The 16576-nt window shown below is 72.2% G+C and carries 13 protein-coding genes and 2 pseudogenes; 4 read left to right on the forward strand and 11 right to left on the reverse strand.

The genetic code is table 11. The features are described 5' to 3' along the window. Positions 1–233: 233 nt before the first annotated feature. The 9 genes from ACIRPK_RS18605 to ACIRPK_RS18645 form a co-directional block, all read right to left on the reverse strand. Entirely contained in the window at positions 234–944 is a 711-nt protein-coding gene (locus tag ACIRPK_RS18605; protein WP_403039959.1) for an ABC transporter permease subunit, read from the reverse strand. 34 nt (positions 945–978) lie between these two features. After that, complete coding sequence (locus tag ACIRPK_RS18610; protein WP_403039962.1) at positions 979–1896, reverse strand: ABC transporter ATP-binding protein; 918 nt, start codon at positions 1894–1896, stop codon at positions 979–981. Between the two features lie 9 nt (positions 1897–1905). Beyond that, positions 1906–2808, reverse strand: a complete 903-nt coding sequence (locus tag ACIRPK_RS18615) for an ABC transporter permease (RefSeq protein ID WP_403039964.1) — start codon at positions 2806–2808, stop codon at positions 1906–1908. Continuing rightward, on the reverse strand, positions 2792–3748 hold the full coding sequence (locus tag ACIRPK_RS18620) for an ABC transporter ATP-binding protein (protein ID WP_403039965.1): 957 nt from the start codon (positions 3746–3748) through the stop codon (positions 2792–2794). Before ACIRPK_RS18620 ends, ACIRPK_RS18615 begins: the two co-directional genes overlap by 17 nt. A gap of 129 nt (positions 3749–3877) precedes the next feature. After that, complete coding sequence (locus ACIRPK_RS18625; protein ID WP_403039968.1) at positions 3878–4822, reverse strand: hypothetical protein; 945 nt, start codon at positions 4820–4822, stop codon at positions 3878–3880. Beyond that, positions 4819–5682, reverse strand: a complete 864-nt coding sequence (locus ACIRPK_RS18630; protein WP_403039970.1) for a hypothetical protein — start codon at positions 5680–5682, stop codon at positions 4819–4821. Before ACIRPK_RS18630 ends, ACIRPK_RS18625 begins: the two co-directional genes overlap by 4 nt. After that, positions 5679–6641 (reverse strand): hypothetical protein, encoded by a 963-nt coding sequence (locus tag ACIRPK_RS18635; RefSeq protein ID WP_403039973.1) that lies wholly within the window; start codon positions 6639–6641, stop codon positions 5679–5681. The genes ACIRPK_RS18630 and ACIRPK_RS18635 overlap by 4 nt, the downstream gene beginning before the upstream one ends. Further along, positions 6634–7413, reverse strand: a complete 780-nt coding sequence (locus tag ACIRPK_RS18640; RefSeq protein ID WP_403039976.1) for a hypothetical protein — start codon at positions 7411–7413, stop codon at positions 6634–6636. Before ACIRPK_RS18640 ends, ACIRPK_RS18635 begins: the two co-directional genes overlap by 8 nt. Before the next feature lie 314 nt (positions 7414–7727). Continuing rightward, entirely contained in the window at positions 7728–8615 is an 888-nt protein-coding gene (locus tag ACIRPK_RS18645) for an LLM class flavin-dependent oxidoreductase (RefSeq protein WP_403039979.1), read from the reverse strand. A 41-nt stretch (positions 8616–8656) separates the two neighbouring features. Here ACIRPK_RS18645 and ACIRPK_RS18650 point away from each other — a divergent pair. The 4 genes and pseudogenes from ACIRPK_RS18650 to ACIRPK_RS18665 all read left to right on the forward strand — a co-directional run bounded on the left by ACIRPK_RS18650 (position 8657) and on the right by ACIRPK_RS18665 (position 10798). Beyond that, positions 8657–8926 (forward strand): annotated as a pseudogene (locus ACIRPK_RS18650) (hypothetical protein). Then, positions 8923–9186 (forward strand): annotated as a pseudogene (locus ACIRPK_RS18655) (DNA-binding protein); the annotation flags it as partial. The pseudogenes ACIRPK_RS18650 and ACIRPK_RS18655, both read left to right, overlap by 4 nt. 126 nt (positions 9187–9312) lie before the next feature. Then, the gene (locus tag ACIRPK_RS18660) at positions 9313–9882 is read left to right on the forward strand and encodes a hypothetical protein (protein WP_403039980.1); all 570 of its coding nucleotides are present in this window, start codon (positions 9313–9315) and stop codon (positions 9880–9882) included. 67 nt (positions 9883–9949) lie between these two features. Next, positions 9950–10798, forward strand: a complete 849-nt coding sequence (locus ACIRPK_RS18665; RefSeq protein ID WP_403039983.1) for an HAD family hydrolase — start codon at positions 9950–9952, stop codon at positions 10796–10798. A gap of 27 nt (positions 10799–10825) precedes the next feature. Here ACIRPK_RS18665 and ACIRPK_RS18670 read toward each other — a convergent pair whose 3' ends face one another. Continuing rightward, positions 10826–12481: a GAF domain-containing protein gene (locus ACIRPK_RS18670; protein ID WP_403040275.1), complete on the reverse strand. Its 1656-nt coding sequence runs from the start codon at positions 12479–12481 to the stop codon at positions 10826–10828. A gap of 147 nt (positions 12482–12628) precedes the next feature. Continuing rightward, positions 12629–16576 carry a thiol reductant ABC exporter subunit CydD gene (cydD, locus tag ACIRPK_RS18675; protein ID WP_403039986.1) on the reverse strand — a complete coding sequence of 1316 codons (3948 nt, stop codon included), beginning with the start codon at positions 16574–16576 and terminating at the stop codon, positions 12629–12631.

Here is a 16576-nt window from a genome sequence, read left to right on the forward strand (position 1 = left end):
GACGCCGGCCCCTGCAAGGTGATCTGTTCAGGGGTGGTCAGGCACTTTCGCAGTGACCCGAACGCCAGATCTCCTCGCAGTTCCCCGAGCCCCTGGGTAGTAGACCGCTGAGCGCCTGCCTACAGTGCAGCCCCGAGCCCCTGGGTAGTTGACGGCTGAGCGCCTGCCTACAGTGCAGCCCCGAGCCCCTGGACCGTAGACCCGGAGCGCCTGCCAAAGGGCAGCCCGAGCCTCTATTCGTCGGAGGAGAGGGTGAGCCCCGCGAGTTTGACGGTGGCCAGGGCGGTGGCGGCGAGGGCGACGACGATCAGGAGGGGGACCGCGACGCCGAGGGAGACCGGGGCGGTGATGGCGCCGTCGGTGGCGATGGTCTTGGCGATGCTCAGGCCCCACTGCTGGATGCTGAGGGTGCGGGCGCCCTCGACGAAGTTGCCGATCAGGCTCTCCCAGACCAGGGCGTAGACCAGGCCGACCACCACCGCGTTCCGGGTGACCACGCCGAGCAGCAGGAAGACCGCGCAGTACACGGCCCCGGCGACCATGGTGCCGACCGCGTAGGCGATCGCCAGGTTGTCCTGGGCGCCGACCAGGATGAACCCGGCCAGCAGGGTGGGGAGGGCGGCGAACAGCCAGGTGGTGCCGATCGCCACGGCCAGCTTGGTGGTGACGATCTTCCACCGGGGCAGCGGCTTGGCCAGCAGGTAGACGATCGAACCGTCGTCGATCTCGGTGGCGATCGCGCCCGCCCCGATCACCAGACCGATGATCGGCACCAGCGTGCCCAGCGAGAGCTGGCCGAGGATGTCGGGGGCCTGGGACTGCTTGTCGAGGTACCGGGTGATCAGGGAGACGACCAGCAGCAGGACCGGGGCGACCAGCAGCAGGAGGCCGCGGCGGCGGCCCAGCAGGCCGCGTACGGTCAGCCTGGCGACGGTCAGGTTCACGGGGTCAGCCTTTCGGAGCGACGGGCACGGGGCGTCAGGACGAGACGAGGTAGGAGAAGACGCTCTCCAGCGACTCGTCGGCCGGCGAGACGGTGTAGAGCCGGATGCCGGCGTCCTTGGCGACCTTCGGCAGCAGCGTGGTGAACTGCGGGAAGTTGATCGCCTGGACGCGCAGCGCCTTTTCGTGCCAGTCGAGTTCGATGGCGGCGGTGGAGCTGTCCGCGATCAGCGCGGCGGCCAGCCTGCGGTCGTCGCTGGAGCGGACCAGGTAGCGGTGCGGCCGGTCGGTCATCAGCCGGCGGATCTTGCGGAAGTCGCCGGAGGCGGCGTGCCGTCCGGCCACCACCACCTCGATGTGCCGGGCCAGTTGCTCGACCTCCTCCAGGATGTGCGAGGAGAACAGCACGGTGCGGCCGTCGGCGCCGAACTGGCGGAGCAGCTCCATCAGCTGGAGCCGCTGGCGCGGGTCCATGCCGTTGAACGGCTCGTCCAGTAGCAGCACCGCCGGGTCGTGGACCAGTGCGGAGGCCATCTTGACCCGCTGCTTCATGCCCTTGGAGTACGTCCCGGTCCTCCGGTCCTGCGCGTACTCCATCTCGACCAGGCCGATGGCCCGCTTCGCGGCAGCACCCGGGTCGGCCAGACCGTGCAGCTCGGCGTTGGCCAGCACGAACTCCCAGCCCGTCAGGTAGTCGTACATCGACTCCCGTTCGGGGACCAGGCCGATCTGCCGGTACACCTGCTGGTTGCGCCAGATCGGTGCGCCGTCCAGGGTGACCGATCCGGAGGACGGGGCCAGGAAGCCGCTCATCATGTGGATCAGGGTGGACTTGCCCGCGCCGTTGGGGCCGAGCAGCCCGGTGACGCCCGGGCCGATCTCCATGGTGACGTCGTTGACGGCGACCACGTTGCCGAACCAGCGGGAGACCTTGTCGATGGTGATGACTGCCATGACGACCTCTCAGATGTTCCGGTAGCGGCGCTGCAGCAGCCAGTACGAACCGCCGGTCAGCACGGCGGTCTCCAGCGCGAAGACGGCGATGCCGAGCCCGCCGGGGGCGTGCATCGAGCCACCCGTGGTGATCGAGAAGATCTCGTTGACCAGACCGTGGACGAGGGTGCTCGGCGAGAGCGCGGCCGCCCAGTTGGCGGACTCCGGTGCTGGGCCGACACCCGGGCTGCTGAGGCCGTACACGATGCCGACCAGCGGGATGCTGACGAACATCACGCCCATGATGGCCGCGACGCCGAAGCCCCGTCGCGGGGTGGCGGCGGCGATCAGCAGGCCGATCGCGGAGTACAGCGCCGAGTAGATCAGCGCGGCGAACAGGCCCTGGGCGAAGTGCCCGGTGTTCTCCCCGAACGGCAGGCCGGCCAGCAGCGCGCCCACGTACAGCAGCACCAGCGGCACGGTCATCAGCAGCATCAGCGCGGCGGCCATCGCGAGGAAGCGCGCCTGGACGTAGTCGCCCCGGGTGATCGGCCGGGAGAAGTACAGCGGGACGGTGTTGTGCCGGAGGTCGCGGGACATCAGCACCGGGGCCTGCGCGGCCAGGAAGAGCAGGACGAAGATCCCCATCACCGAGAGGGAGATGTAGTCCGCGTATCCCACCGCCAGCTTGTCCGACTTCGTGATGATCGCGACCGCCACGAAGATCAGCGCGGGCAGTGCCAGCGCGGCGGCGACCAGCATCGGCAGCACCTTGGACTTGCCGGAGCGGCCCAGGCCGTACGCGGCGCGCAGGCCCTGCACGAAGAGCGCGCCGGTGGCGTAGCCGCGACCGAGCCGGGGGCCCTGGTAGCTGCGGTAGCCGATGTTGTGGATGACCCCGCTGTCGGGCGCGGTGTCAGGAGGCAGCGACATCGGAGGGCCCTCCCGTCTCGGTGGCGAAGATCTCGGCGACCCGGTGGCGGCGCTGCTCGAGCCGGACCAGGCCGAGGCCGAGCTCGGCCACGGTGTCCCGGATGACGTCGTAGGTGTCGTCGTCCCTGAGCCGCACCAGCAGGATCTTGGTGCCGTCGGTGCGGACCGTGAGGCCGGCCGCGGTGAGCCGGGCCAGTACGGCCGCCTCGGCGTCGAAGCCGGGGTCGTCCGGACGGTCCGTCACCTCGACCGCGATCAGCTGGGTCACCTCGGTGAACGAGGCGGTGGAGGAGGACCGCAGCAGGCGGCCGCCGTCGATCACCACCAGGTGGTCGCAGGTCCGCTCCAGCTCGCCGAGCAGGTGGGTGGTGACCAGCACCGAGATGCCGAAGTCGGTGTACACCCGGCGGATCAGCGCCAGCATGTCGTCCCGGCCGACCGGGTCGAGGCCGTTGGTCGGCTCGTCCAGCAGGACCAGCTTCGGGTCGTGCACCAGCGCCTGGGCGAGCTTCACCCGCTGCTTCATGCCGGTCGAGTAGCCGCCCATCGGGCGGTACCGCTCCTCGTAGAGGCCGACGTGGCGCAGCGTGTCGGCGGTGCGTTCACGGGCGGCGGCGGCCGGCAGGCCGGACATCCGCGCCATGTGCACCACGAACTCGGTCGCCGAGACGTCGGGCGGCAGGCAGTCGTGCTCGGGCATGTAGCCGACCCGCTCGCGGATGGCCGAGCCCTGGGTGGCGATGTCCAGGCCGAGCACCTGGCCCGTCCCCGAGGTCGCCGGGGCCAGCCCGAGCAGGATCTTGATGAGTGTGGACTTGCCCGCCCCGTTCGCTCCTACCAGGCCGACCACACCGGGCTGCACCTCAACGGTGAGCTGGTCCAGCGCGGTGACCCGGGGGAACTTCTTGGTGAGGCCGTCCGTCTTGATGACAGTGGACACGGCCCCAAACCTAGTGGGCACCCTGGCCCGGCGGCATGAGCTGGGATGACGAGGCCGGGTAGCCCTGCAGGATGACGCGCGTCGGCCCGACCCCTAGGGGTGGACAGGGGTCGGGCCGCTGAGCCGCCGTCAGTCCAGCAGCTGGTTCTGCAGGATCGCCACCTGACGGAACGCCTGGACGGGCACGCCCTTCGGGTTGCTCAGCACCACCATGGCCACCACGTCGCCGTTCCGCAGGTAGGCGGCCCGGCCCACCGGCTCCTTCTCGGCACCCGCCGTCGTCCTGGTGAACTCCACCGAGACCCTGCCCTCCAGCGAGGGGTCCAGCTTCAGGCCGGCGTACTCCAGGCCGGCCGGCTCCTTGAGCTCGCCGTCGTTCATCTTCAGGCGGAACGCCTCCGCCTCGCTCTCCGAGCCGAACTTGAGCAGCCAGGTCTCGGACCGGGTGCCGTCCGCGCCGGTCCAGACCCGCCGGACCGCGCCGCGGCAGGCGTTCTCGTCCAGCTGCTGCTGGATCTTGACCGGGTCCTTGTCCAGCTGGGCGTAGTCCTCGCAGGACTTCCACTCCGCCGGGGCGGCGGGCTGGCCCGGCGCCGGGGCGGGCGAGACCGTCCCGCCGACCGGGGCCGGCAGCACCAGCAGCCGGAGGTCGGCGTGGTGACGGTGCTTAGCCTCGGTCGCACTCGGCGCGGGCTTGCCGGACGGGAGCGGCGGCAGCGCCAGGGGCTGGAACACGTACCGGCCGTCGTTCGGGGTCTTCAGGCCCGGCAGGTCGGTCCGCTCCACCGAGGTCATCGCGACCGCGGCGGCGGTGCCGGTGAGCACCACCACCAGCGCGGCGGCGGCCCAACGCAGCTTGATCCGGCGCCGGGGGCGGCGGGCCCGCTCCTCGGCCACCACCTCGGCCGCCAACGCCCAGGCGTCGAACTCGACCGGGCCGGTGCCGGGGGCGGGCTCGGGTGCCTCGGGTGCCTCGGGTGCCGCAGGTGCCTCGGGTGCGGGCGCCGGCGTGGCCGCAGGCGGCGTGCTCGGCTGCGGCGGGACCGGGGTGGTGTTCTCGGTCTGATCGGTCATACGGACGCTCCCGGGCGGGCCAGTCGGTCGAGCTGCTGGCTGAAGAAGTTCACGGCCTTGTCCTTGGGCAGCGGGGCGACCCCCTCCACCTCCATCTCGACCCGGAGGTCACCCTCCGCCGCCGAGCAGACCAGACGGTCGATCTTGTCGCCCGGGTCGGCGTACGGGAGGTAGCAGCTCGCCTGCTCGTGCCCCGGTGTCTTCGGTCCGAGCCGGAACAGTCCGGAGTCCGAGGCCAGCACGCTGTTCCAGGCGGCGTCGGCCTTGACCGCGTCCTGGTGGTACTGGAGCAGCCAGACGGTCACCGTGTAGTCGCCGGTCGGCGCGATGTAGGTGCGGACACCGCCGCCCTTCAGCGGCGTGCTCTCCCACTCCTTGCGCAGCGCGTCCTGGAGCTTCTTCGGCAGGCCGCGGACCTGGTCCTCGATCCAGCCCTTGCGCTGGTCCTCGGTCAGTTCGGTGTCGTTGCCGTAGCTGCCCGCGTCGGGCCCGAGCCGGTACTGCTCCGGTATCGGGAGCAGCAGGTCCCGCATCGAACCGAAGTGCGTGCCGTTGGACTTGGCGCCGAACGAGGGCGTCGCGCTCGCGCTCGGCGTGGCCGAGGGAGCGGGCGCGGCCACCGGCGCGGTGCCCTCGTCCACGTACTGCGTGCGCAGGATGCCAACGCCGACGCCGACCCCGAGCACGGCGGCCGCCAGCACGGCGGCCCCCGCCCGCAGGGCCGGATGCAGCGGACGACGCGGTGCCAGCGGCTGCTCCGCCGGGGCGGCCGGCGACTGCTCGGGGTGCCCCTCCGCCTCGGCGGTCGGCGGCAGTTCGGGCTGCTGCCCGTCGGCCGGCGGGTTCTCGATGATGCTCATACCAGTCGCTCCCACTGCCGCTTGGCGACGTCCTTGAGCTCGTCCGCGTTCACCTGGGCGGGCGCGTACACGCTGATCCGCATCACCAGGTCGCCGCGTCGCGCCAACGCCTGCCCGAAGTAGTACTTCTCGGTGCTCTCCACGTAGGTGTGCGCCTCGGGCGGGGTCAGGTAGACACCACTGGCGGTACCGGGCAGCGGAGTGGTCGCCCCGTTGTCGTCCCGTTCGAGCGCCAGCTGACCGGCCGAGCTCGCCTTGTCGGACTGGTACTGGATCAGCTCCACCCGCCAACGGGTCTCGCCCTTGCGCCAGGTGACGATCGCGTCGCGGCGGAAGCCCTCGCGGAGCATCCGGCGGAACACGTTGTCGGAGTTGCCGTACGACATCGCCCGCTCGCCGGCGCTGATCCAGCCGCTGTCGTCGCCGCGACCGTAGTTGTCCCAGTCCTCGGCGCCGTCGGGCTTGGTGATCAGCAGCTTGCGCAGGTCACCGTCGATCTCCAACGGCTTCAACGTCCCGTCGGCCACCGCCTTCTCGTCCGCCGGAGCGGCCGGGTACTGCGGCGCGGCGACGGGCAGCCCGGGCAGCGGGGTGGCCGGGCGGGCGGCCTGGACGGCGTAGCCGACCGACCCGCCCAGCAGCGGACCGACCAGCAGCGCGGCCAGCAGCAGCCTGCCGGTGCCCAGCGGGCGGCGCGGGGCGGCCGGGGGCTGCTCCTCGGTACCGGCCGCGAGCAGCTCGGCGCTGCCGAACTGGCCTGCCTGGTGCGGGATCTGCGCGGTTTCGGGCGCGGGCTCGGGCTCGGGCGCGGGCTCGGTTTCGGGCGCGGGCTCGGTTTCGGGCTCGGGCTCGGTTTCGGGCTCGGGCGCGGGCTCGGGAGCACGTACGGCCTCGGGCTCGCCGCCCGGTACGAAATCCTGCACGGCGTCGGTCTCGGGGGAATTGTTCGACTCAGCCACCGGAGTTCAGCCTTTCCCGCTGACGCTTCATCGCATCCTGGAGCGGCGCCTTGTCGGGCGTCCCCTTCACCAGGACGGTGATCTCGTACTCGACGTCGCCCACGCTCGACACGCCGACCAGTCGTCCGGTCCACGCCTCCTGCTCGGGCTTCATCAGGACGCCCTTGCCCTTGGAGTCGCCGTCGATGTCGAACTCCTGGACGTCCTTGAAGCTCATGCCGTCGGCGAACCTGCGGGCGTCCGCGGCCGACTTGAACCGCAGCATCCGGACCTCGACCTCCTGCTGCCCGTCGGCGGTGCGGTAGCGGCGGGTCGCCCCCTCCTTGTAGCCGAGGTAGTTGAGGCTCTCCTCGCCGGCCGAGTCGCTCTCGAAGTCCTTCTTCACCTCGTCCCGCTGGACCTTGACGCCGTCGGCGGAGCCGTAGGACTCGGCACCTGCGGGCATCGGGAGCAGGAAGAACCGCAGGTCGCCGCCGTGCGTACTGCCGTCCACGGTGCCGTGCAGGGTGCTCACCGGGGCCGGGGCCTGGGTGGGCGTCGGGGCCGGCACCGGGACGGGCGAAGGCGTCGCGCTCGGGCTCGCGCTCGCACTGGCCGTCGGCGCGGCGGCCACGACGTGCGGCTTCCGGTCGGGCTTGCCGATCGCCACCGTGACGGTGGCGCTGGCGGCGGTGACCGCGAGCAGCCCGGTGACCGTCAGCGCGACGACCACCGCACGCGGCAGCTTCCGGGCGGCCGGGGCGGCGGCGGGCTCGACCGACGGGTCACCCACCGGCTCCGGTACGGATTCTGGCACCGATTCGGGCGCGCTTATCGGCGCGCTCTCGGGCGCGTTCTCAGGCGCAGACAAGGGACTCCCCCGGAAAGGAAACGGAACGCGCGCCGCTCCCTCGCCGGGCGCTCGATTCCGCCCCGCCAAAAGCCGACTGTCACGTGTGTCAGCAGAATTATGAGAGGCCATTGCCCCCACCACCAACACAGTTGTGTCAGACACTCCACCGCAATGCCCGACCAATCGGACACGTCGTGATCGAACCGCAACGGGCCGGGCGGGCACCGCCCCCTTCGGCACCCGCCCGCTGCGGCTCAGCCCAGTTGGGACAGGCCCTCGGTGGCGATCCGCTCGAAGACGGCGAGGTCGTTCGCGAAGATCGAGTCCGGCACCGGCCAGTGGATCACCAGCTCCGTCATGCCCAACTCCCGGTACGTTCCGGCCCAGTCGACGAAGGCGTCCACCGACTGCAAGGGCTTCTCCGCCGTCGACCCCTGCAGCAGCACCTTCGTCAGCTCGGCCACGTCCCGGCCCTGTGCCTCGCAGGCCGCCGTCAGCTTCTCGATCTGCCGGGCGATCACCCCGGGCGCCTGCTCCACCGGCACCTCGGCCGGCCCCTTCGGATCGCCGTACGTCACCCAGCCCTGCCCGAACTCGGCCGCCAGCCGCATCCCGCGCGGCCCGGCCGCCGCCACGTAGAACGGCACCCGGGGCCGCTGCACGCAGCCCGGGATGTTCCGCGCCTCGACCGCCGAGTAGTACGCACCGCTCTCGGTCGTGGAGTCCTGGCGGAGCAGCTTGTCCAGCAACGGCAGGAACTCCCCGAACCGGTCGGCGCGCTCCTTCGGCGACCACGCCTCCTGCCCCATCGCGGTGGCGTCGAACCCGACCCCGCCGGCCCCGATCCCGACCGTCACCCGCCCACCGGAGATGTCGTCCAGCGACACCAACTCCTTGGCCAGCGTGACCGGATGACGGAAGTTCGGCGAGGTCACCAACGTGCCGAGCCTGATCCGCTCGGTCGCCGTCGCGGCTGCCGTCAGCGTCGGCACCGCCCCGAACCACGGCTCGTCCCGGAACGACCGCCACGACAGGTGGTCATAGGTGTAAGCGGCATGGAACCCGAGGTCCTCGGCCCGCCGCCAGATCTTCTGCCCCTCGCTCCACCGGTGGATGGGGAGGATCACCGTACTCAAGCGCATGCCCTCGACCCTACGTCGCCGAATGCCCATCGGCTCGGGAGATACCACGGCATGCTCGCTCCACGGCAGCTACTACCCGCATCACGGTCACCTTGCCGTCCGAGCAGGTGGCCGCACTCGAGAAGCTCACCGACAACGTGTCCGGCTAGGTGGCGGAAGCCGTCGCCCGCCGGCTCCGGCATCAACTGCTCACGGAGGAACTGCGCCGTTACGAGGACGAGCACGGTGCTTTCAGCGACGAGGAGTTGGCAGCGGCCGAGGCCCGGATCTTCGGGTCGGCAGAGCCCGAGGCTTCGGCGAACGCAGCGTGACCGACCGCATCGAGACCGTTGTGCTGGACTCTCAGGGGTTGTCCGCCTGGAACGCGCAGGACCGGGACGTGCTCGCGATGACCCGGGCCTTCCACGCCATGGCGGCCGACCTCGTGGTCTGCTCCAACACCATCGCCGAGGTGGCACACCCACAGGCGAACACTCCGCGACTGGACTGGGTGCTGTCCCCGGTCAAGGTGGAGGCCGTCACCGAAACGGCGGCTCGGTCCGCCGCCGCACTGCTCGAGCAGTGCGGGGTGACCTGCGGGGGTGGGGGTCGGGGCGGGGGCAGGGAGCGCGGGGTCGGGGTGAGTGGGTAGCCTGTCGGGTCGTCAGTGCCGGGCCGGGGCGTGCCGGTGTGGATCGAGCATGGGGGAACCAGCGATATGTCAGCTCGTAAGCTGCTCACGGCAGTTGCGGTCGTCTCGGCCGTGGTCATCGGTCTGACCGGGTGCCAGAAGCACTCGACGCGTGGGAGCAGCACCAACCACGTGCAGGCCCCGGCGGCCAGCAGCACGCCGCCGCAGGCTCCGGTGGAGAAGACGTCGGCGGCCCCGACCCCGTCGGCGAGCGGCTCGGCCGACGACGCGGACCCGACGGGCTGCACCACGCCGACGCCGAAGGCCGGCCGGAAGTACGTCCAGGCGGTGAAGCCGCCGAAGCAGGACACCCTGTTCGTGAAGGACGCCAAGTTCGTCTGCGACCCCAACGACGGCCACTACGCCGGCGCAGGTGCGGACAAGACGTACATGCTCGCGGCCAAGGTGACGGCGCAGATCGTCAACGGACCCGGGAAGCTCAAGACGGTGCCGGTCGGCGAGCTGTTCACCCACGTGGGCGACTGCCTGCTCGGGGTGGAGGTGCAGGACCCGGCCAGCTGCTCCAACGGGATCTACGAGATCGCGGTGGACGGCAGCGGGAAGGTCACCGAGATCAAGGAGATCTGGCACCCCTGACCGGGCACGACCACCAGGTGCCGTCCCGGTCGGCGGCGGATCGGGCGGGGTGAGCGAAGATGGAGCGGTGACTGCCACCCCCTCCCAGCCGCTCCCCCGCCTGATCGCCACCGACCTGGACGGCACCCTGCTCTGCCCCGGCGGCGGCGTCTCGCCCCGGACGGCGGCCGCGCTCACCGCCGCCGAGCGGGCGGGCGTCCAGGTGGTCTTCGTGACCGGCCGGCCGCCCCGGTGGATGGCGCAGGTCAGCGCGCACATCGGCGGGCACGGCGTGGCGATCTGCTCGAACGGCGGCGCGGTGGTGGACGTCCGACGGGGCGAGCTGCTGCGCACCTACCCGCTGGCGGCGGCGGACGCGCTCACGGTGGTGCAGCTGCTCCGGGCCGAGCTGCCCGGCTCGGCGTTCGCCTTCGAGTTCCCCGGTGGGTTCGCCCGGGAGGACGGCTACCAGCTGCGGATGTGGGGCTCGGACGAACCGCACGCCGTGGCGCCGGCCGAGCTGCTGCTCGCCGACGGCCAGGTCCAGGGACTGTTCAAACTGCTGGTCAAGCACCCCGAGTTGGACCCGGACGCATTCCTCGGCAAGGCCCGCGAGGTGGCCGGCCGGTACGTGGAGATCACCCGGTCCTCGCCGTTCGCGCTGCTGGAGATCAGTGCGCTCGGAGTCACCAAGGCGTCCACCCTGGCCGACTGGTGCCACGCCGAGGGCATCGACCGGAGCGAGGTGGTGGCCTTCGGCGACATGCCCAACGACCTGGAGATGCTGGCCTGGGCGGGCACGGCGTACGCGGTGGCCAACGCGCACCCGGAGGTGCTGGCCGCCGTGGCCCAGCACACCGTCAGCAACGAGCAGGACGGGGTGGCGGCGGTGCTGGAGCGGCTGCTGGGGCTGGAGCCGCTGGACCGGCAGGCGTGACAGCGGCGGGATCGACGGTGGCGGGGTTCAGAGCCGTGCGGTCCAGCGGACCCGGGTGCCCTTGCCGTCCGGACCCGGCTCGTGCCAGGCAGCGCCGCCCAGCGTCTCGGCGCGGCGGGTGAGGTTGCGCAGACCGCTGCGCCGCCCGCCGTCCGGGATGCCGACGCCGTCGTCGGTGACGGTCAGCAGCACGCCGGGCCAGCCGGGGCGGTCGTAGGCGTCCGGGTCGCCGGAGATCGGATGACCCTCGGCGTCCAGGTGGACGGTGGCGTCGATCTCCACACCGACCCGGGAGGCCCGCGCGTGCCGGGCTGCGTTGGAGAGCATCTCCCGTAGTGCGGCCAGGAGTTGACGGCCACTCTTCTCGCCGACCAGGCTCTCGACCGGCCCGGTGAAGGTCATCGAGGGCTTGAAGCCGAGGGCGGCGGCGGCCTGACTGCCCTCCCGGAGCACCCGGGTGCGCAGGGTGTCGGGCTCGTCACCGTGGTCGTCGTGCTGGAGCGCGTAGATGGTGGTGCGGACTTCCTGGATGGTCGCGTCGAGTTCGTCGACCGCCCTGCCGATGCCGACCTTGACCTCGGGGACCAGGGCCCGGCGGGCCGCCCCTTCGAGCATCATGCCGGTGGCGAACAGCCGTTGGATCACCAGGTCGTGCAGGTCGCGGGCGATCCGGTCGCGGTCCTGGAAGACCGCCAGGCGCTGCTGGTCTCGCTGCCCCTCGGCCAGCCGGAGGGCGAGCGCGGACTGCGAGGCGAACGCCTCGGCGAGCTGCTTCTCCGAGTCGGTGAACGGCGGTGCGCCCTGGCTGCGCCAGACGCAGAGGCCGCCGAGCACCCGGCCCGCCGCGATCATCGGCACGGCCATCGAGGCGCCGAACTTCCGGGCCAGCCGGATCACCACGTCGGGGTCGTTCGCCATGTCGTCGATGTAGACGCTCTCGCCCTGGAGCAGCTCGGCCGCGAAGCTGGTGGGCGGCAGCAGCTCCCCCCGGACGAACTCGGCCTTCTCACCTGAGGCGTGCGCCACCCGCATCTGCCCGTCGCCGGTGGGCAGCAGGATCATGCCGAGGGCGGCGTCGGCGAGTTCGCGGACCTGCTCGGCGGCCACGGTCAGGGCGACCTGGGCCCGGTCGGTGGAGAGCAGCGCGGTGGTGACGGCGGAGGCACCGGCGATCCAGCGCTCGCGCCGCCGGCCCTCCTCGTAGAGGCGGGAGTTCTCGATCGCGACCCCGGCGGCGGCCGCGAGTGCGTGCACCACCTGGGCGTCCTCGGGGGTGAAGGCGCCGCTGCTGGTCTTCTTCTCGGTCAGGTAGAGGTTGCCGAACACCTCGCCGCGGACCCGGATCGGCTCCCCGATGAAGGACTTCATCGGGGGGTGGTGCGGCGGGAAGCCGGTGGACCGGGGGTCGGTGGACAGGTCGGTCAGCCGGAGCGACTCCGGGTGGTCGATCAGCACCCCCAGGATGCCGCGTCCGGCGGGGAGTTCACCGATCGCGGCGGCGGTCTCGTCGTCGATGCCGATGTGGATGAAGTCGGAGAGCCCGTCCGCGTGCAGGGAGATCACACCGAGCGCGGCGTACCTGGCGTCGACCAGCTCGGCGGCGGCGGTGGCGATCCGCTGGAGGGTCGCGTGCAGGTCGAGCCCGGCACCGACCGAGACCACGGCCTCGAGCAGCCGCTGCATCCGGTCGGTGACGGCGGCGGCGGACTGGAGGCGTTCGGAGACCTCGGTCACCAGCGTGTCCAGGCCCAGGGACGCGATCTCGGGGACGCGGTGCGGGGTGGGTTCGCCGGTGGCGCCCGGGTCGGGCTGGATCTCCATGGGATGAGCCTAGTTTGTGGTGGTTTGGAGTGGTGGTTGCGGCTGCTCGGTGGTGTGGCGGGCGGGCGGGAGGTCGGGCCTGGTGAGGGACGGGGTGGGGGACGGGGTGGGGGTGGGAGAGGTGGTGGGGGTGGGGGAGGAGAAGCCGAGGTCGGCGAGTTGTTCGCGGTGCCAGGTGGCGGCGAAGGCGGTGGTGGGGTCGGCGGTGAGCTCGGACCAGGTGCCGCGTTCGACGATCCGGCCGTGGTCGAGGACCAGGATCTCGTCCACCGCGTCCAGACCGGCCAGCCGATGGGTGATCAGGAGGGTGGTCCGGCCGGTGGTGGCGGCCAGCAGGTCGGCGGTCAGTGCGTCGGCGGTGGGCAGGTCGAGGTGCTCGGCGGGCTCGTCCAGGATCAGGATCGGGCAGTCGGCGAGCAGCGCCCGGGCCAGGGCGAGGCGCTGGCGCTGGCCGCCGGAGAGCCGGGCGCCGTGCTCGCCGACCATGGTGTCCAGGCCGTCCGGGAGGCTCTGCACCCAGGGGAGCAGCCGGGCGGCGGAGAGGGCGGCGGCCAGCTCCTGGTCGGTGGCGGCGGGCGCGGCCAGCCGGAGGTTCTCGCGGAGCGAGCTGTCGAAGATGTGGGCGTCCTGGGCGCACAGGCCCACCGAGCGGCGGACCTGGTCGGACTGGATGGTCCGGGTGTCCACAGGCTGTGGACAGTGCAGCGCGATGCTCCCGGCGCTGGGGTCGAGGAAGCGGAGCAGGGTGTGGGCGAGGGTGGTCTTGCCGGAGCCGGACGGGCCGACGACGGCGATCCGGCGGCCCGGGGTGAGGTCGAGGTCGATGCCGTGGATCGCGTCGGTGCTGCGGCCGGGCCAGCGGGCGGCGAGCTGGTGGGTGGTCAGGTGGGAGGTGGCCGGGTGAGAGGTGGCCGGGTGGGAGGTGGTCAGGTGGGAGGAGGTGGGGACGAGGGTGGGGGCGGGTTCCCGGACGGGTGGGTCGGTGCGGAGGAGTTCGTCGAGCCGGGCCGAGGCGGACTTGCTGCGGGCCCGGGCCTGGACGGCGGTGGGCATGCCGGTGACGGCCTCGAAGGCGGCGAGCGGCAGCAGGATCACCAGGGCGAGGCAGACCCCCGGCAGCGCACCGGTGCTGACGGCGTGTACGCCGACGGCTGCGGCGGCCGTGACGGTGAGTCCGGTCAGCGCGGTGGTCAGGCCGGTGGAGGCGGCCAGGGTGGCGGCGGAGCGGGCCGCGAGGGTGGTCAGGCGGCCGTCGGCGGCGTGCGCGGTACGGAGCCGGGCGGGCAGCGCGCCGGCCACCGCGAGTTCGGCGGTGCCGGTGAGGGTGTCGACCACGGCGGTGGCCAACTCGCCCCGGGCCGGGGCCTGTTGCCGTTCGGTGCGGGCAGATGTGCGGGCGGCGAGGGCCGGGACGACGGCTCCGGCGAGCAGCAGACCGAGGGCGAGGACGGCGCCGGCGACGGGGAGGAAGGCGGCCAGCGCGAGGGAGGAGAGCGCGGAGACGGTGACGGCGATCGCGGCCGGGAGCTTCCAGCGGAGGTAGTGGTCCTGGATCGCGTCGACGTCGGAGACCAGCCGGGAGAGCAGGTCGCCCCGACGGAAGGCCGGGAGGGCGGTGGGGGCGAGCAGTTCGAGGCGGCGGTAGACGGTGGTGCGGATCGCGCCGAGGGCGCGGAGCACCGCGTCGTGCGAGACCAGGCGTTCGGCGTAGCGGAAGACGCTGCGGCCGATGCCGAAGGCGCGGACGGAGGTGACGGCCATCATCAGGTAGAGCACCGGGGGCATCTCGGAGGCGTACGAGATGAGCCAGCCGGAGGTGGCCATCAGGGCTACGGCGCAGGTGAGGGCGAGGGTGCCGAGGGTGGTGGCGAGGGTGAGGCGGGGGGTGGTGGGGGTGGGGGTGGCTGGGGTTACGGCGGGGCTCTCGGGTGTGTGGGGACCGGGGGGGGGGGGGGGGGGGGGGGGGGGGGGGGGGGGGGGGGGGGGGGGGGGGGGGGGGGGGGGGGGGGGGGGGGGGGGGGGGGGGGGGGGGGGGGTTACGGCGGGGCTCTCGGGTGTGTGGGGACCGGGGGCGCCGGACGGGACGGTCCGCTCCGGGGGGCTGCACGATTTTCCTACCGCCGACCCGGTGGGTGGGGCTGAGTCGCCGTTGGCGGTAGGAAAATCGCGCACCACGCCCCCCTCCGGGACCGTCCCGTCCGGCGCCCCCTCCCGCAGCAGACCCTCTCGCCCTTCAGGGGTGGTGGGGGTGGGGAGGGTGGTGGGGGTGGGGAGGGTGGGGAGGGTCGTCGGGGTGGGGAGGGTCGTCGGGGTGGTGGGGGTCGTCGGGGTGGTGGGGGTGGTCTGGGTGGTCCGGGTGGTCTGGGGTTGGAGGTGGTGGTGGGTGGTGGCGGTTTGGAGGAGGGCGGGGCGGTGGGCGATGAAGAGGACGGTGCGGTTCTTCATGGCCTGGAGGGTGGCGACGATGGCCTGTTCGCTGGCGCTGTCCAGGTTGGCGGTGGGCTCGTCCATCAGGAGAAGGGGACGGTCCGTCAGGAGGGCGCGGGCGAGGGCGAGGCGTTGGCGTTGGCCGGCGGAGAGGCCGGCGCCGTGCTCGCCGAGGGTCAGGGTGAGGTCGGCGAAGTCGGTGGCGTGGGCGGCGGTGAGGGCGGCTCGGAGGTCTTCGTCGGTGGCGTCCGGGCGGGCCAGCCGGATGTTGTCGGCGACGGTGCCGGCGAAGAGGTGGGGGTGCTGGGGGACCCAGGCGATCTGGCGGTGCCAGGTGGCCGGGTCGAGGGTGGTGAGGTCGTGGCCGTTGATGCGGATGGTGCCGGCGGTGGGTGTGGTGAAGCCGAGCAGGGTGGAGAGGAGGGTGGTCTTGCCGGAGCCGGAGGGGCCGGTGAGGGCGGTCACGGTGTGGGGCTTGAGGGTGAGGGTGGTGGGGGGCAGGCGGTCGGCGACCGTGAGGGCGGTGAGGGTGATGGTGGCGGTGTGGAGGTCGGGGGACGGGGTGGTGCCGGGGGTGGGGAGGGGGGTTTCGAGGACTTCGAAGATCTCGTTGGCGGCGGAGAGGCCCTCGACGCTGGAGTGGTAGAGCGCGCCGACCTGGCGGATCGGGAAGTAGACCTCGGGGGCGAGGATCAGGATGAGGAGGCCGGTCTCCAGCGTGAGGGTGCCGTTGACCAGGCGGAAGCCGATGGAGACGGCGACCAGGGCGACCGAGAGGGTGGCCAGCAGCTCCAGGGCGAAGGAGCTGACGAAGGCGATCCGGAGGGTGCGGAGGGTTGCCTTGCGGTAGTCGTCGGTGATCCGGGCGATGGTGGCTGCCTGGTGCTTGGCCCGGTTGAAGATCTTGAGGGTGGGGAGACCGGCGACCACGTCGAGGAAGTGGTGGCTGAGCCGGGAGAGGGTGCTCCACTGACGGTCCATCTGGCTCTGGGTGGCGAGACCGATGAGGACCATGAAGAGCGGGATCAGCGGGAGGGTACCGGCGATGATCGCGGCCGAGGTGAGGTCGGCGCCGAGGATGCGGAGCAGGACGATCGCGGGGACGACCAGGGCGAGGGCGAGCTGGGGGAGGTAGCGCGCGAAGTAGTCGTCCAGGGCGTCGACGCCTCGGGTGGCCAGGGTGGTCAGTTCGCCGGTGCGGCGGGTGGAGAGGTAGCCGGGGCCGAGGGCGGTGGCGTGGTCCAGCAGGCGGCGGCGGAGGGTGGACTTGACCCGGGCGACCGAGCGGTGGGCCGTCAGTTCGGTCAGCCAGGCCACGGCGGCGCGGCCGAGGGAGGTGGCGGCGAGCAGGGTGAGGGGGGTGGTGAGGGCGTAGGTGTGTTGCTGGAAGGCGCTGACGACTATGTCGGTGATCAGGGTGGCCTGGAGGACGGTGAGGACCGCGCCGACCCCGCCGAGGACCACTGATCCGGCGAGGAAGGTGCGGGTGGTCCTGGCCTGGCGGAGGAGGCGGGGGTCGACGGGTCGCAT

Source organism: Kitasatospora sp. NPDC101801, assembly GCF_044766665.1.
GTDB lineage: Bacteria > Actinomycetota > Actinomycetes > Streptomycetales > Streptomycetaceae > Kitasatospora.

Bases quoted from the DNA above. Each gene is read 5' to 3' on its own strand.
- ACIRPK_RS18625 (WP_403039968.1), bottom strand. From the start codon at position 4,822: ATGACCGATCAGACCGAGAACACCACCCCGGTCCCGCCGCAGCCGAGC.
- ACIRPK_RS18645 (WP_403039979.1), bottom strand. From the start codon at position 8,615: ATGCGCTTGAGTACGGTGATCCTCCCCATCCACCGGTGGAGCGAGGGG.
- ACIRPK_RS18630 (WP_403039970.1), bottom strand. From the start codon at position 5,682: ATGAGCATCATCGAGAACCCGCCGGCCGACGGGCAGCAGCCCGAACTG.
- cydD (WP_403039986.1), bottom strand. From the start codon at position 16,576: ATGCGACCCGTCGACCCCCGCCTCCTCCGCCAGGCCAGGACCACCCGC.
- ACIRPK_RS18670 (WP_403040275.1), bottom strand. From the start codon at position 12,481: ATGCAGCGGCTGCTCGAGGCCGTGGTCTCGGTCGGTGCCGGGCTCGAC.
- ACIRPK_RS18610 (WP_403039962.1), bottom strand. From the start codon at position 1,896: ATGGCAGTCATCACCATCGACAAGGTCTCCCGCTGGTTCGGCAACGTG.
- ACIRPK_RS18660 (WP_403039980.1), top strand. From the start codon at position 9,313: ATGTCAGCTCGTAAGCTGCTCACGGCAGTTGCGGTCGTCTCGGCCGTG.
- ACIRPK_RS18615 (WP_403039964.1), bottom strand. From the start codon at position 2,808: ATGTCGCTGCCTCCTGACACCGCGCCCGACAGCGGGGTCATCCACAAC.